Here is a 14,380-nt window from a genome sequence, read left to right as displayed (position 1 = left end):
GGTCCTTAGCCGTTGACGGCCGCCAGGGCCAGGTCATTGAGCTGCTGGAGCCGACGCATATGGTCCAGGCCCTCGATGAAGCCCGCAGTGAGGATGATGACGGTGAGGTCGCGGTCCGGGTCGTAGAGCAGGCCGGTTGAGGCCCCGCCCACTGCGGCCAGTGCCTGTGGGGAGGCGGTCAGCCCAGCCGGGGTGAGGTGGTCGTGCTGGTCGGAGCCGCGGACGTAGAGCACCGCTCCGCCGTAGTGGCGGCCAGCGTCGATGTCGGCCTGCATGGAGGCGCCGACGCGCTCAAGTGCGCCCTGGTCCATGTCGAGGAGTGCGGTGCTGGGCATAGCGGGCATGAGGACCTCTGGGATACGTACTCTGCGGTGAGGATCTGTGGCGTCAGCACCCTTGTAGATGTGACACGTATCTGGAAAGAGCGCACCTGCCCCGATTAAGAATCGTAACATATCTCAACAGGGGTGAGGTGGGGTGTGATAGGTCAGAAGTGTTCTGCTGCCGCCAGACGTGCTGCCTGCTCCCGTGCGGCGCGGCGGGCAACGAGGCCGTCGGCCATCACCACCAGCGTGACCACGACGAACCCCGCAACCCCCAGGAGAAGCACCGGCCCGGCGTTGTTGCCAGGGCTGAGCAGGTGGTTGGCCTCGTCGCGCCACGGCCACAGTGCCCGGGTGCCGCCGACCATGAGGCCTGCCAGCGCCGACAGGGTCATCGTCTGGTGGTGGGTGAGCAGCCACTGGAGGACCTTGACCACCAGGGCCAGCCCCAGGGCCGCGCCGACGACGAACAGGGCCAGGTAGCCCAGGTCGCGGTCTGCGACGGCGCGCAGCGTGGGCTGATACAGGCCCACGGTGAGCAGCAGGAAGGAGCCGGACAGGCCGGGCAGCACCAGCGCGGAGACGGCGACAGCGGCTGCCAGGACGATGACCGGTGGGCTGGGCTGGGCCTGGGCGGGGCTCATGGAGACCAGCAGCCACGTCACCACCGCTGCTGCGGCACCTGCCAGGAGGTGGCGCCACTGTGAGCGGCGGGCCGGGGACCCGGCCGCCAGGGGGGACCTCTCCGGTGCCTGTAGGACCATCCGCACCGGCACGACCACCGAGGCCAGGACCATACCCAGGAACAGGCCACGCATCTGCTCGGGATGGTGCTCGACGGCGTGAGCCATCGGACCGGCGACCAGCACCACTGCAGCGGCCATTCCCAGGCCTACCGGCAGCAGCACCCGCCAGCTGACTGCCGCCAGGTGCGCCCTGGCGCGCGCGCCGCGCTGCGGTCCGGTCACCAGCACCCGCAGGGCGGAGATCAGCTCGGAGGCGGAGCCGATCAGCTCGGAGTAGATGCCTACGACCAGGGCGACGGTTCCCCGGAGACCCCGGGGACAGTCTCTGCGGTGCCGATGAGGGCTCCGCGCAGGAGGTTGCCGACCAGGGAGGTCGGGCGCTGCGGGTGGGGCGGGCCGGGGGCTCAGGGGCTGCGGCATGGCTGGGCGGGTGGCTGGGCAAGGGGGCTCCTTGTGGAGGTCGGTTTGTGGGGTTAGTGGTCCTGGGCGGTGCCCCGGTCTCGTCGGGACCCGGGTCGCTACGTTACTACTGGTTGGTACTACTGGTTGGGCGGTCTGCCTGCTGGCTCCCGCACGGTGGGGGCGGGGGCAGGTAGCTGGCGGGAGGGCGGTTTCGACCAGGGCGCGGGGCGCGCTGGCGCGGTCATGTTTCCACCGACGTCGTGGCAGGGTGTGCTTTTGTGCAGAGGATGCTTTTTACGCGCAATGTCGGGGTCGACAGAGAAATGTTTCGCGGAGGTGTCAACGGGAAATGTGCCCTGAAGAACAGGTGCAGGCAGAAACGGTGTGCACTGTGTTGGCCCTCACCTCGCCCAGGTTAGCGCTCCATGCTCTCCCGCCCTACCATGAGGGCCGCTCACGGGCTCGGGTTCCCGTGAGCGGCCCTGAGTCTTTCGTGAGACATTTCGACGACAGAAAGAGTTGCCTGATGACCGCTAGTACTGCCGCCGGCTCCGGTCTCATTGAGTCGGTCGCGCGCCGATTCGTCTCCCTGGAGCGCCTGTCCCTGACGCTGCTGCGTATCGGCGTCGTTATCGTCTTCGTGTGGATCGGCGGCCTGAAGTGGTTCCGCTACGAGGCTGACGGAATCATTCCCTTTATCGCCAACTCCCCCTTCATGCGCTGGATGATCGGTGACCCTGACGGCTACAAGCCGCACATGAACGCCGAGGGCGTCCTTAACGAGGCCAACCGGGCCTGGCACGAGGCCAACTCAACCTACCCGGTCTCAATTTTCATCGGTGTCACGATTGTCGCCATCGGCCTGCTTGTCGCGGCGCACTGGATCCGGCCGGAGCTAGGTATGCTCGGTGCGCTCGGTGTCATCGGGTTCTCTGTCATCACCTTGTCCTTCATTATCACCACTCCGGAGACCTGGGTGTCGGCCCCTGCTGAGGGCCTGGCGGACTCCGACCTCGGGTTCCCCTATCTGTCGGGACGGGGGCGGCTGGTGATCAAGGACTGCATCCAGATGGGCGCCGGCTTCGTTCTTCTCGTCGAGTCCGCGCGCGCGACCCTGAGGCGGCGCGGCGTCCAGGACAGCCAGGCCTCTGAGCAGGAGTCGGCCGCTGCCTGACCTGGGTCGTGGGCGGTCCCTGAGCCGCCGCACCTGTCTGGCGGTGGGCTGGCTGACGTGCGCGGGCCGGGAGGAGCGTGTCTTCTCCCTGCCCGCGCCGGTGCGCTGCGCCTGCTGACCGGGTTGCCGTCTTCGGAGAGGTCTTCCAGACGCCTAGTCTCCGTCAGCATCCTCAACGTGGCATATATTACATTGGTGGCGTTGGGGTTCGTGCCATACTAGGGCCGTCATGTTCCGGGGACGGCGCAATTCCGTACCGGCGGTCATAGTCCGCGACCCGACGTGGAGTAGTCACGTCGGCCGATCTGGTGAGATTCCAGAACCGACAGTCACAGTCTGGATGGGAGGAGCATGGTGGGGTCGGACTGTGCCTCCTGGCGCCAGGTGGTGCTGACAGGTGGTCCTGAGTGGGCGTGCCTGGAGGGGATGCCTGACGTAGTGCCAGCTGGCACCGGTGCCAGGCGCGTACGGCCCCGTTGTGTCCTCCCGTTTCCGCGGACCAGTCACGGCGGTAAGGGAGATCATGGACGTAGCGACGACCTCGTCCTCCTCACAGGCTGCGTGGACTCCTGCTGAGGAGGAGGCCATGCGGGCCGCCCTGGACGCCGCCCGTACCGGTCAGCGCGGTGCGAACCCCCTGGTCGGGGCAGCCGTCCTTGCCGAGGGCCGTGTGGCGGCCCTGGGGTGGCACCGCGGCGCCGGAGCGCCCCATGCCGAGGTGGAGGCGCTGGCCCAGGCCCGTCGGGCGGGTAACGATCTCAGTCGTGCCACTGTCGTCGTCACTCTTGAGCCCTGCCACCACCACGGCCGTACCGGGCCGTGCACGCAGGCCATCCTGGAGGCGGGGGTGCGCCGGGTCGTCTACGCCACCGAGGACCCCACTCCACGGGCCCGTGGAGGTGCCCAGGCCCTGCGCCGCTGCGGGCTCAGTGTCGTGAGCGGGCTGCTCGCCCGGGAGGCGGCCAGCCTTAACCACCGGTGGCTGCGCGCGGTGGCGCAGGACCGCCCGTTCGTCACGGCCAAGGTTGCCCAGAGCCTTGACGGGCGTACGGCGGCGGTCGACGCCACCTCCCAGTGGATCACGGGCGTCCAGGCCCGCGCCCACGCCCACCAGCTGCGCGCCCGCTGCGACGCCGTCCTGGTGGGGACCGGCACGCTGCTGGCCGACGATCCTCGACTAAGCGCCAGGGACCCCCAGGGGCGTGACCTGCCGGACCAGCCGCTGAGAGTCGTCATGGGTACCACCGAGGTGCCTCCTGGTGCCGCCCTGCGCTCAGGCCGGTGGTGCCACCTGAGGACCCGCGACCCTCATGAGGCCCTCGCCCAGCTGGCCGGGCAGGGGGTGCGCCACCTGCTGGTGGAGGGTGGTGCCCGCGTGACCACGGCCTTCCTCGCTCAGGACCTGGTTGACTCCCTCGTCGTCTACCAGGCGCCGCTGCTCCTGGGTGCGGGCGCGGCCTCGGTGGCAGACATCGGCGTCACCACACTGACCCAGGCGCGGAGGCTGGAGCTTGACCGCGAGCCCGTGAGGCTCGGAGAGGACGTGCTCCTGGAGCTCTCCCCGGTCGAGCGGGTCCCGCCTGCCCCCGCTGTCCCGTCCGTGCCCGCCTAGGCGCTTCTTCAGCGTGCCAGGTCGAGCCTCTGTGCAGGCGCGTGCTGTAGGAGGGGGCGGGCTGGGCGGTGTGCGGCCCGCAGCGTGCGAGCCGAGATCAACGAGCCAAGCAAGGAGCCTAAGGAGGGAGAGCCTCGTGTTCACAGGAATCGTGACGGGCCAGGGGACTGTCCTGGACCTCGTCCCCGACCACACGGCGGGGGTGACTCGTCTTGTCATCGACACCCACGGGCTAGCGTCCGACCTGGAGACCGGGGGGTCCCTGGCCGTCAACGGCGCGTGCCTGACCGCCCTGGCCGACACCGGCCAGACGTCAGCCACCGGCCGTGCCGACGTCTTTCGCGCCGACCTGATGGAGGAGACCCTGGTGCGTACCACCCTGGGGGCACTGCGTCCCGGCGACGTCGTCAACCTGGAGCGGTGCCTGCCTGCCGGGGCACGTCTTGACGGGCACGTGGTCCAGGGGCACGTCGACGCCACGGGGGCGGTGGCGGAGATCGCCCCGCAGGGGGCGTGGACGCGGCTGCGGGTGAGCATGCCTGCCCGGATTGAGGACCAGGTGGCGGAGAAGGGAGCCGTCGCCGTTGACGGTGTGTCTCTGACGGTGACTGCTGTCAGCCCTGCGGGTGCCCAGCAACCATGGTTCGAGGTCGGCCTCGTGCCGGCGACCTTGGAGGCCACCAGGCTGGGCGGGCTCCAGAGCGGTGACCGTGTCAACATCGAGACCGATGTCCTGGCCAAGTACCTTCAGCGGATGCTTCAGGTGCAGGGGGTGCAGCGGTGAGCGAGGAGCGTAGCCGGGACCACGGCGGGGAGCACAGTAAGCGGCAGGACCTCGGTGACGTGGAGGGCGACATGGCAGGCGTTGTGGACAGCAGCATGGAGCGGGTACTGTCGCAGCTGTCCCAGGGGCGGCCCGTCGTCGTGGTAGACGACGAGGCCCGTGAGAACGAGGGCGACCTCGTCCTTGCCGCCCAGCGGGCAACCCCTGAGACCATGGGCATGCTCGTGCGCTACACCTCGGGACTCATCTGCGCCCCGCTGACCGCTGAGCGGGCCAGGGTAATGCGACTACCTGTCATGGTCGAGGACGGTGAGGACCCTCGTGGCACGGCCTACACCGTCAGCTGCGACGCGCGGGCCGGTACGACTACCGGTATCAGTGCCCACGACCGGTGCCTGACGGTACGTGCCCTGCTGGACACCCGGACGGGGCCGGAGGCCCTCATCAGGCCCGGCCACGTCCTGCCCCTTGTCGCGCGGGCCGGCGGCGTCCTGGAGCGTGCCGGGCACACCGAGGCTGCCGTGGACCTGTGCCGCCTGGCGGGGCTGGAGGAGGTGGCGGCCATCGGCGAGCTCGTCAACGACGACGGCTCCCTCATGCGTGCTGCGGCGCTGCGCGCCTTCGCGGACGAGCACGACCTAGCCGTGGTCTCCATCGCCCGTCTTCAGGAGTACCGCAGGGCTGTCGGGGACGTGGAAGAGGCTGGTGCCCCGGCCCGCGGGATCGGGGAGGCGCAGGGTGGTGTGAGGGGTGCCCGGGCCCCGGGTGGCCGGGCACCCCTCACAGCACCTCCTGTCAGGCTGCCGACAGAGCACGGCGTCTTCACCGCAGTCGCCTGGGGGACCGGCTCCTCGGAGCATCTCAGCCTGACCGCACCCGTGACGGAGCCGGGCTCGGTGCCGCTGGTGCGTGTGCACTCAGAGTGCCTGACCGGAGACGTCATGGGCTCCCGGCGCTGTGACTGTGGCCGCCAGCTGGACCGCGCCCTGGAGATGGTCCAGGAGCAGGGTGGGGCGGTGATCTACCTGCGTGACCATGAGGGGCGGGGGATCGGCCTGGTCAACAAGATGCGGGCTTACCACGAGCAGGACAACGGCGCGGACACGGTTGAGGCTAACGAGGTCCTGGGGCTTCCGGTTGACGCGCGGACCTACAGCACGGCAGCCGATATCCTGCGGTCGCTGGGGCTGACCCGTGTGCGTCTGCTCACCAACAACCCCTCTAAGGTCTCAGCCCTGGAGGCCGAGGGGATCGAGGTGGTGGGACGTGAGCCGATCGAGGTGGGAGCCCACCCCGAGTCGCTGCGCTACCTGCGAACCAAGCGTGACCGCATGCACCACCACCTGACCCACCTGGGCCGGGGATCGTCGGGCGGCACGACCAGGCGGCAGGACAGTGGGGTAGCGCGGTCGTCGGCAGGGACGCAGCAGACGGCCGACGCCAGGTCGGCAGCGGGGTCGATGTCGTCGGCAGACAACCGGTGACGGACAAGCGTGACCTAGGGAGACAGCGAGACTAAGGAGCGGCAATGGCAGGATCTGGGGCACCTGAGGGCAGGCTGGACGCGAGCCACGGAAGGCGTGATGACGGCTCGCCCGTGGTCGTGACGGTCGTGGCGGCGAGCTGGCACGACACGATCATGGGCGGCCTCCTCAACGGGGCGCTGCGGGCGGTGGCCGACGCGGGTGCCGTGGCGCGGGTGGTGCGGGTCCCCGGGACCTTTGAGCTGCCCGTGGCCGCTCAGGCGGTCTGTGCCGCCAGTGACGCGGTGGTGGCGCTGGGCGTGGTGGTACGCGGTGGTACCCCTCACTTCGACTACGTCTGCCAGGCCGCGGTCCAGGGGCTGACGAGGGTGGCTCTCGACGAGCGCACGCCGATCGGCTTCGGGGTGCTTACCTGTGACACGCAGGAGCAGGGCCTGGATCGTGCGGGACTGCCCGGATCACGTGAGGACAAGGGCTACGAGGCGGCCTCAGCAGCCCTGACCATGGCGGGAGTCGTGGCTGGCGCCCAGGGCTGAGCGGCTGGCACCAAAATAGGTAAGCGTAGTTCTGTTATTGGCTCGTGACAACCTGGAACGCGGCTAGCGGAACAGGATCCTTTCGTTTTCTGTCGCAAGGGCCTCGTGCCCTACGCTTCACGCTGCGCGGGACACAGGTCCTGCGCTGGCACGTGCGGGCAGCTGCGGGTCTGCTCTGAGGCATGCTCCGCGTCAGCGATGTCGTGGTCGACCATGTCGTGCTCGTCGTGCTGCCCCACTCCTGAGGAGCGTGAGCGTCGTGCACAAGGTCAAGGCCACCGGAGCCATCCATGAGGTGGGAGTGGACCAGCTGTTCTTCTCCACCACGGACTCCCGCGGGCTTATCCGGCACTCGAACAACGTGTTCATCGAGCTGTCGCGGTACACGCGGGAGGAGCTGTCCGGCGCCCCGCACAACATCGTGCGCCACCCGGAGATGCCCGGAGGAGTCTTCCGGGAGATGTGGGACGCGCTCAAGGAGGGGCACCCCTTTGCCGGCTACGTGCGCAACCTCGCGGCAGACGGCAGCCAGTACGACGTCTTCGCCACAGTGACCCCGCTTCCCGACGGCGGCTACCTGTCTGTGCGGACCCGTCCGGTGTGCACCGACTTCTTCGAGACCGCCTGCTCCATCTACCGTGAGGCCAGGCAGGTGGAGGACCAGGCCCTCGCCCAGGGCGACAGCCGCCGTCTCGCTGCCCAGAAGGGTGCCCAGCGCATCGGTGACCTCCTGAAGCAGGTCGGGATGCCTTCCTACGAAGACTTCCAGAACACCGCCCTGCCCGCGGAGGTGGCGCGCCGTGAGGAGCTGTCCGCGGGTCTTCCGCAGCGTCCCGGTGCTGACGGCGAGCTGGGTACGATGCTTGAGGCCGTCACGGCCGTGGTCTCTGGGCTCGACTCGTGGATGGGTGCCCAGGACGAGCTTGTCGAGCTGTCGAGCGCGCTGAGGGCGGCAGGTCAGGGTCTGCGCGAGACCCTGGACGACCCGTTGCTGACAGAGCACGCTGTCTCCGAGCTGGACCGCAGCGACCCCAGGGTCAGGCCCCTGGCGGACCTGATCGACCTGTGGGTCCAGATGCAGGGGATCGTCGGTCCTGTGGTGGAGCGCCTGGCAGACACCCTGGTCCGGTTGGACACCAACAGCGCCCGCACGCGCTTCCGTGTCGCGCTGGCCCGTCTCCACGCCACCACCACCTTGATGCTCGTTGCGGAGATCATCGACGGCGTGGGGGACACCCAGGCCTCCTCCCAGGGCGTCCCCGACCTTATCGAGTCCCTGGCGCAAGGGCTGACCGAGATGGAGCAGCAGGCGCAGGAGCACCGTGCTCTGGCAGAGCAGGTAGCCTCCGACATCGGTGAGGTGAGCCGCATGATGACGATTCCGCACCAGCTCCTCATGCTGTGGACTGGCTCTGCCTCCCCCCGCGACCCCGACCTGCCTGCGAAGGCCACAGCGCTGTCCGACGCCGCCTCGCAGGCGGTGGAGTCCGTGGGGAGGCGTCTGGCTGAGCTGGACGGGGCCGCCGCACGGTGCCAGCGCGCGGCGGCCCCCGCTGACTCCCTGGGCTTGCCCGCGCAGTTGGAACGGCTCAGGGCAGCGGCCAAGGTCGCCAGCCTCTGACGCCGGTTCTTTCCTCAGTCCTCGTCCGCTGCTGCGGCAAGTGGCGACGGGCTGGGGCCTGCCCTGTCATTGAGGCAGGCCCCAGCCCGTTCCCTGGACACGTGCCACCACGTGTGTCGTCAGTGTGGCCGGGGAGGCCCCGCCTGGTTAGACGGAGCCCTCCGGGCCAGGCTGGATGTTGCCAGGGTTCCCACCGGGCTGGGCGGTGCTCCCAGGGGCTGGCGTGGTGCCCTGCGAGGGCGCAGCGCCTCCCGGGGCCTGTGTGCCTGCGGGGGCGGAGTACCCGTGGAACCCGTAGCCTGAGGGCTGGAACCCGGCTGGGGCTGCCGGGACGGGGACCGGGCTGGCCCAACGGAGCTGGTCGCGGGGTACCTGGTAGGTGACGCCGGGATAACGCCCGAACTGCTCCTCGGCGGGGACCAGGGGACGGGTGGAGTCCAGGCGCTCCAGGACCTGGGCCGGGGTGGGCCAGATGTCGCTCCAGTCGCTGCCCGCGGGGTGCGTGGGCGGGAACCAGGCGGTGGACTCCCTGGGGCGGATCATGATGCGTCCCGGGCGGCTGCGGTCCCGCAGGGCGTGGGCGCGCCAGGTGTTGACCGGGTGTGTCGAGCCCCAGTTGACCAGGTGGAGCCACAGGCCCTTCTCCCGGGTGGCCCGGTCCGCCAGCGCGTGCGTGTTGACCTGTGCGCCGAGGTACTTGCCTGCGCTGATCAGACCCATCGCTCCTGCCGTTCCCCTGGGGGCGATGGCGTAGCCGTGGTTGTCGGCGGTGTACTCCTGGGCCCGTGACAGTGCCATTCCCAGCAGGGGGATGTTGCCCATGAGGTTCATGATGACGACACGCCACAGTGAGGTGTGTCCGGCGGCGTGGTGGCCGACCTCGTGGGAGATGATGAAGCGTAGGGCCTCGGGGTCGCGTGCGGAGCCCCCGACCTCGAACAGGTCGGAATGGACCACGATGAAGCGACGGAACCCGTGACCGGAGGCGAAGGCGTTGATGACGCCGTTGCCTAAGGTCACATAAGCGTCAGGCACACGGCGCAGGCCAAACTGCTGGGCCGCCTCGACCACCATCCGGTAGCCCTCGGGGAACTGGGTGGGGCTCATCTGGACGGACTGCGCACGCATCTGGGCGTACATGAGCGCACGTAGCACCCAGAGGATGAGCGGGAGGGCAGGGGCTGCCAGCAGCAGCTGGGTGATGCTGCTGTCAGGAGCCTCCAGGATGAGGTCACGCAGCTGGGCACCGGCACCTGTGGGCTCGGGAACCAGGATCAGCCAGGTCATGAGGGCGATCCACAGGACGTAGATGACCACGGCGAGCAGGATGCACGTCACGAGCAGCGGGATCTCCACAGGATGGCGCAGCCGGGAGGTCCCGCGCAGCCCGTGGATGGTGGAGCCGTTAAAGATCCTGGGTCGCTGCGGGTCCCGGGAGGCTGGGCTGCTTCCAGGCGTGGCAGGGACAGCAGCCGGGGTAGACGGTGGTTGACTCATGGGCGTCAATCTACGGCTACTGAGGCAAGGGGGTGCTCATACCGAAGAACGATCTAGTCCCCGTCTCCTGAGTCTGCGGGTGGATCCCGGTCTCCGGCCCTGCCGCGCCGACCGAGCCTGCCGCGCCTGCGGCCTGGTCTAGACTCGCGGTGTGCCTGCCTCTGACCGTCCTCACCCACGACAGGATGAGCCCGCTCATCCTGAAGCCGGTGATTGCGGTGTGAGCGGACACCGGGAGTCGCGGGGGCGTCGGGATGAGCCCGGTCTGGTGGGTGCCGCGTCGCAACGTCAGGCGCAGGACCTTCCCTGGGCCATGCAGGTGGCGGTGCGCTACGACAAGGTGGTCCCGCCCCGGCAGGTGGACGTGGCCGAGGCCGTTGCCCGAGCTGTCGTGGCTCTTCTGGCGGCGCCGGGGTCTGCTCCCGGCGGTTCCTGGCACGGGGCGGTCGCTCGCTGGCGTCGTGTACAGATCCGCAAGCTGGTGCGCCGGGCGCGCGGCAGGCGGTGGCGGGACGTCCAGGAGCTTCCCGGTGTCACCGTCACCCAGGACGGACCACCCGGGTGGGGGCAGGCGGCTGCTCGCGCCTTTGTGCCAGGGCCGGTGCGCCCCTCCCCGAGCCCCTGGCCGGGACTCAGGTTGAGGGGACCCACTTTCCTACCGGCGTACGGCTGCCGCCTGAGCCGGCGGCGATAACTGAGCGGGTTCATCGCTGTCCCCAGGCTGCTGAGGAGGTGCAGCTGGGGGAGGAGTCCACCTCGGTCGGTGCCTTGGTTGCCATTGAGGTTACGCCGATGCACCAGATGACCTCGGGCAAGATGGCGGCCCAGTGCGCCCACGCCGCCCAGCTGGCCTGGGAGAGCCCGCAGATGCCCCCGGCACTGAGACAGGCCTGGGCGCGCGACGGCTACCGGGTCCGGGTTCTTCTTCCTGGCCCCCAGGAGTGGGCTGGTGGTCTGCGGCCTGTTAGCGTCCTTGACGCCGGGCTGACCGAGCTGGGAGGTCCCACGGAGACGGCCCGAGCCTTCTGGTGAGCTATCTGGCCCGATTGGTGGGGATGGCGGGCCAGCGGAGAACGCAGGCTGATGCGACCGGGCCGACGGCAGGGTAGGTAGGGGGAGAGTGACGCCCCAGTGTGCCTCAGTGGGTGAGGGGCTCAGGCTCAGGCGAGTCGCGGAACACCCACAGGCGGGTCACGGCGTACAGGTAGACACCCTCGCAGCACGCTGACAGGACCCGGGCCAGCTCGGCTCCCATGCCCATCCAGTGCAGCAACGAGGACAGGCCCAGGATGAAGATCACGTACTGGCTGACCAGTCCCACGGCGTAGCGCGTGCCCTGGGCGACCAGGTGCCCGTGGGACTGGAAGTTGAGCCAGCGGTTAAGCAGAAGAGAGTAGGTCCCGGCGATTGCGTAGCCGACCGTGACGGCCAGGGGGTAGAACCAGTGGAGCCTCTCGTAGAGGAACCACAGGCAGGCGATGTCAAGAAAGAAGCCGGAGCCGTTGATGAGGGCGTAGCCAATGAAGGAGACCGGCACCCGCCTGCGCAGGGGGCTGGGCAGGTAGCGGTGGATGGCTGAGACGAGGCCCAGGAAACGGTCCGGAGCGCTGCGTGCGGCAGGGGCGGAGGGGGTACGGAGGCGGAGCTGCCCGGAGCCGTTGAGCCAGGACGTTGACGTCGCCCGGTTCGTCGTGGTCATGGTTGTCCTTTCTGCTCCCATATTGGTCCCTCTCGCTAGCCTGACCAGGCTGCCTCAGGCCTTCCTGCCGGAGGATCTAGGAAGCAGTCTTGTCAGTGCCCAGGCGGCTGACAAGTCCCTGAAGGAGGAGAAAGATACCGCTTGTGTCTCCTCCCTTAGGAGGAGGTGCGCGGTGCAGTGGGCCTCAGGACGGAGAAGCGTGGTGCCAGGGGAAGCAGGTCTGAGCACGTCGTCGCGGTGCGCTCTCAGCACCGCATTGCGGCTCATGCGTGCCCATACAGCTACTGCGCTGTCAGTGTCGGGAGCTGCTGGCCAGGGCGGCGACGACCTCCTGGCGCAGCACCTGCCCGCCGGAGTCGGCACGGTGGTGCACGGTGCGGATTCCCAGCGACTGGGCGGCGGAGATGTTGTCCGTGTTGTCGTCCACGAACAGGGCTTGTCGTGGCTCGCTGCCCGATTCCTCCAGGAGCCGGGTGAAGTACTCGGGCTGCGGCTTGGCCACCCCCAGGGTGCAGGAGTAGCCCTCAATGTCAACCTGCCCCCGGTAGCCCAGGGTCTCGCGCATCCACTGCCGACGCTCGTACTGCTGGTTCGTGGCTAGAACAGTGGTGTAGCCCGCGCTGCGCAGCTCGGCCACCAGCTGCCAGGCGCACGGGTCGGGTACGGCTCGGTACCACAGCGCCAGAAGGCTGTCAGTGGTGGCTGCCAGGCCCAGCCGTGCAACCAGGCGCTCCAGGAGCGTGGTGAGGCTCTCCCTGCCGCACAGCGCGTCCTCTTCCTCAGCCAGCAGCGCGTGGGCGAACTCAGTGCCGCCGGCATCGCGCAGCGCCTGCGTCCACGGGGTGCCAATCAGCTGCAGGACGCCGTCGGCGTCAAGCATGACGGTGCGTACGCTGGTGGTCGTGGCCGCAGGGACCTGGGGCAGGTCAGGGGAGGACCTGCTGGCGGGTCGGTGGGTAAGGACGGCGACGGGCGGGAGGGGAGGCTGCTCATGGCATCTATCTCTACCACTGATCTCTATGCCACTCTTGTCCCTGTCAGTCTCCATACCTGGCCCGGGCACGCGGGCAGGCTGCCGACGCCTGTGGTGCCAGACTGGTCACCATGACCAGTCCCGCCGCCGCGCCCGCTTCTTCATCATCCTCACCATCTTCGCAGCCTTCACCGCCACCTCCGCAGGCGCAGGAGACCCTTCATGCGGACGAGGCCTACACGGCATCCCTGTTTGACTTCGTCCTGGCCTCACCTACCTCCTACCACGCTGCGGCCGAGGTCGCCCGACGTCTGGCTGCGCGTGGGTTCCGCCACGTGGAGGAGGCCCGCCCCTGGCCGGAGGACCTGCCCCGGCGCGGCTACGTGGTGCGGGACGGGGCGGTAGCCGCCTGGGTCCTGCCCGGCGACAGCGGCAGGACCGGGAGCGGGCCGCAGGAGGGCTTTCGTGTCGTCGGCGCCCATACGGACTCCCCGGCCCTGAGGCTCAAGCCCTCTGCTGCCGTGAGTCGTCACGGCTGGCAGCTTATCAACGCAGAGGTCTACGGCGGACCGCTCCTGCCCTCATTGCTGGACCGTGAGCTGGGGCTGGCCGGGCGCCTGACAACCCGTGACGGCACCAGCCACCTGGTACGTACCGGGCCGGTTGCCCGGATCGCCCACGTGGCCCCCCACCTGGACCGCAGTGTCAACGAGACTCTCCGCCTGGACCGTCAGACCCACCTTCTGCCTCTGTGGGCGCTGTCCGGCCCTGACGGCGGGGAGGGTCGCGACGCCGTCGAGGAGTACTTGTGCGAGCTGGCTGGTCTGGACCGCTCGCAGCTGGCCGGGCACGACATCCTGACCTTCCCCGTCCAGCCTCCGCAGCGTTTTGGTCGTGAGGGGGAGTTTCTCGCCTCCTCTCGCCTGGACAACCTTTCCAGCGTCCATGCGGGGCTGGCGGCCCTGGAGGCCCTGGCCGAGTCGGGCACCGAGCCTGTGGGACCGGTGGTCCTCGTGGCCTTCGACCACGAGGAGGTTGGTTCTGCCTCCGCCTCCGGGGCCGACGGTCCGCTCCTGGCGACGCTGCTGGAACGCCTGGGCCGGGTCATGGGGGCTGAGGGCGACGCCTTCCACGCCCTCGTGGCCCGGTCCAGCTGTGTCAGTGCCGACGCCGGACACGCCGTCCACCCCGCTCGTGCCGAGCTGCACGACCCCGTGCTCCAGCCGCTGGTTAACAGCGGTCCCCTGCTGAAGATCAACGCTCAGCAGCGCTACGCCACCGGCGCCCAGGGCTCGGCTCTGTGGGAGCGTGCCTGCGCGGCTGCCGACGTACCCCACCAGGTCTTCGTGTCCCACAACGCGGTGCCCTGCGGGTCGACGATCGGTCCGATCACCGCGACCCGGCTGGGCCTGCTCACAGTCGACGTCGGTGTGCCGCTGCTGAGCATGCACTCGGCCCGGGAGATGGGCGGGGTCAAGGACGGTCCCTGGCTGGCGCGCGCCCTGTACTCCTACTGGCAGGGGGCGTGA

General features: G+C 69.2%; 14 protein-coding genes and 1 riboswitch. Of the genes, 9 read left to right on the top strand and 5 right to left on the bottom strand.

What is annotated here, in order from left to right; all coding sequences use genetic code 11:
- Positions 1 to 5: 5 nt before the first annotated feature.
- Positions 6 to 335 (bottom strand): hypothetical protein, encoded by a 330-nt coding sequence (locus D5R93_RS10645; RefSeq protein ID WP_120205162.1) that lies wholly within the window; start codon positions 333 to 335, stop codon positions 6 to 8.
- Between the two features lie 152 nt (positions 336 to 487).
- Positions 488 to 1,489 carry a DUF368 domain-containing protein gene (locus D5R93_RS10640; protein ID WP_205570046.1) on the bottom strand — a complete coding sequence of 334 codons (1,002 nt, stop codon included), beginning with the start codon at positions 1,487 to 1,489 and terminating at the stop codon, positions 488 to 490.
- Between the two features lie 508 nt (positions 1,490 to 1,997).
- Between D5R93_RS10640 and D5R93_RS10635 the strand changes: the two genes are divergently transcribed.
- The 6 genes from D5R93_RS10635 (at position 1,998) to D5R93_RS10610 (ending at position 8,682) form a co-directional block, all read left to right on the top strand.
- On the top strand, positions 1,998 to 2,645 hold the full coding sequence (locus tag D5R93_RS10635; protein WP_119836856.1) for a DUF417 family protein: 648 nt from the start codon (positions 1,998 to 2,000) through the stop codon (positions 2,643 to 2,645).
- A gap of 226 nt (positions 2,646 to 2,871) precedes the next feature.
- Positions 2,872 to 3,001, top strand: a riboswitch (FMN riboswitch).
- Between the two features lie 167 nt (positions 3,002 to 3,168).
- Positions 3,169 to 4,257 carry a bifunctional diaminohydroxyphosphoribosylaminopyrimidine deaminase/5-amino-6-(5-phosphoribosylamino)uracil reductase RibD gene (ribD, locus tag D5R93_RS10630; protein WP_205570045.1) on the top strand — a complete coding sequence of 363 codons (1,089 nt, stop codon included), beginning with the start codon at positions 3,169 to 3,171 and terminating at the stop codon, positions 4,255 to 4,257.
- Positions 4,258 to 4,393: 136 nt separating this feature from the next.
- Positions 4,394 to 5,041 carry a riboflavin synthase gene (locus tag D5R93_RS10625; RefSeq protein ID WP_120205160.1) on the top strand — a complete coding sequence of 216 codons (648 nt, stop codon included), beginning with the start codon at positions 4,394 to 4,396 and terminating at the stop codon, positions 5,039 to 5,041.
- The gene (ribA, locus tag D5R93_RS10620) at positions 5,038 to 6,525 is read left to right on the top strand and encodes a GTP cyclohydrolase II (protein WP_243106729.1); all 1,488 of its coding nucleotides are present in this window, start codon (positions 5,038 to 5,040) and stop codon (positions 6,523 to 6,525) included. The genes D5R93_RS10625 and ribA overlap by 4 nt, the downstream gene beginning before the upstream one ends.
- A gap of 44 nt (positions 6,526 to 6,569) precedes the next feature.
- Positions 6,570 to 7,061, top strand: coding sequence for a 6,7-dimethyl-8-ribityllumazine synthase (ribH, locus tag D5R93_RS10615; RefSeq protein ID WP_119836854.1), 492 nt, complete (start codon positions 6,570 to 6,572; stop codon positions 7,059 to 7,061).
- 250 nt (positions 7,062 to 7,311) lie between these two features.
- On the top strand, positions 7,312 to 8,682 hold the full coding sequence (locus tag D5R93_RS10610) for a PAS domain-containing protein (protein WP_243106728.1): 1,371 nt from the start codon (positions 7,312 to 7,314) through the stop codon (positions 8,680 to 8,682).
- 147 nt (positions 8,683 to 8,829) lie between these two features.
- On the opposite strand, the gene D5R93_RS10605 is transcribed toward D5R93_RS10610, so the two are convergent.
- Complete coding sequence (locus D5R93_RS10605) at positions 8,830 to 10,179, bottom strand: M48 family metallopeptidase (RefSeq protein WP_120205156.1); 1,350 nt, start codon at positions 10,177 to 10,179, stop codon at positions 8,830 to 8,832.
- Between the two features lie 220 nt (positions 10,180 to 10,399).
- On the opposite strand from D5R93_RS10605, the gene D5R93_RS14240 reads away from it, so the two are divergent.
- Both D5R93_RS14240 and D5R93_RS14235 read left to right on the top strand, forming a co-directional pair.
- Entirely contained in the window at positions 10,400 to 10,873 is a 474-nt protein-coding gene (locus D5R93_RS14240; protein WP_243106727.1) for a hypothetical protein, read from the top strand.
- Positions 10,874 to 10,911: 38 nt separating this feature from the next.
- Positions 10,912 to 11,211: an aminoacyl-tRNA hydrolase gene (locus tag D5R93_RS14235; RefSeq protein WP_243106726.1), complete on the top strand. Its 300-nt coding sequence runs from the start codon at positions 10,912 to 10,914 to the stop codon at positions 11,209 to 11,211.
- Between the two features lie 106 nt (positions 11,212 to 11,317).
- Here D5R93_RS14235 and D5R93_RS10590 read toward each other — a convergent pair whose 3' ends face one another.
- Positions 11,318 to 11,878 (bottom strand): GtrA family protein, encoded by a 561-nt coding sequence (locus D5R93_RS10590; RefSeq protein ID WP_205570044.1) that lies wholly within the window; start codon positions 11,876 to 11,878, stop codon positions 11,318 to 11,320.
- A gap of 292 nt (positions 11,879 to 12,170) precedes the next feature.
- Entirely contained in the window at positions 12,171 to 12,758 is a 588-nt protein-coding gene (locus D5R93_RS10585; RefSeq protein WP_243106725.1) for an HAD-IA family hydrolase, read from the bottom strand.
- Between the two features lie 224 nt (positions 12,759 to 12,982).
- On the opposite strand from D5R93_RS10585, the gene D5R93_RS10580 reads away from it, so the two are divergent.
- On the top strand, positions 12,983 to 14,380 hold the full coding sequence (locus D5R93_RS10580) for a M18 family aminopeptidase (protein ID WP_120205149.1): 1,398 nt from the start codon (positions 12,983 to 12,985) through the stop codon (positions 14,378 to 14,380).

This window comes from Actinomyces lilanjuaniae (genome assembly GCF_003606385.1).
Lineage (GTDB): Bacteria > Actinomycetota > Actinomycetes > Actinomycetales > Actinomycetaceae > Actinomyces > Actinomyces lilanjuaniae.
Note: the sequence above shows the minus strand (reverse complement) of the source record. Positions and strands in the feature narration are given on the sequence as shown.